This is a genomic window from Vibrio sp. Y176 (assembly GCF_033438945.1).
This window is the reverse complement of sequence record NZ_JAWOQS010000827.1, coordinates 1-594: the sequence shown is the minus strand read 5'-3', so window position 1 is coordinate 594 and position 594 is coordinate 1. Positions and strand designations below refer to the sequence as shown.

Genomic DNA, 594 nt, shown 5'->3' with positions numbered 1-594 from the left:
CAATTGTTGTGATCAATGCAGAACAATCGATTGAAGAAGTGTCTCGTGATATTCAAGACGCCTTGAACGAATGGTTGTCTCGCCAGTAAGTAAAAAGCGAATATAGGTTACGCATGGTTAATGATTTTCCTTGGCTAAAGCCAGCATGGGAGAACCTCAAATCTGGGTTGGATTCAGATCGAATTCCTGGAGCTTTATTGCTGCAAAGTAATAAAGGCTTGGCAGTAGAAAAGCTTGTTGAGTTTTTTAGTCATGCACTTCTTTGTCAAAACTACAGCAGCGAAGCTTGTGGTTTCTGCCATAGCTGTCAACTGACGAAATCTCAAAGCCATCCAGATTTGCACTGGATTAGGCCAGAGAAAGAAGGCAAGGCGATTACGGTTGACCAAATTCGCGCTTGCAATCGTCTAGCTCATGAATCTTCTCAGCTGAATGGTTACCGTTTGTTTGTGATTGAGCCAGCCGATGCGATGAATGAATCCGCTTCTAATGCGCTATTAAAAACGCTGGAAGAACCGGGCGAAAAATGTTTGTTTTTGCTGGTCACTCATAATCAAGAAAGATTGCTACCGACGATTCGTAGCCGATGCCAGC

Annotated in this window: 1 protein-coding gene and 1 pseudogene; both read left to right on the top strand. The window is 43.4% G+C overall.

Annotated elements, in window-relative coordinates; translation table 11 throughout:
* Nucleotides 1-89: pseudogene (locus R7O13_RS28885) on the top strand (dTMP kinase); the annotation flags it as partial.
* Between the two features lie 24 nt (nt 90-113).
* A partial coding sequence (gene holB / locus R7O13_RS28880; RefSeq protein WP_318305464.1) for a DNA polymerase III subunit delta' occupies nt 114-594 on the top strand: 481 nt, incomplete at its 3' end.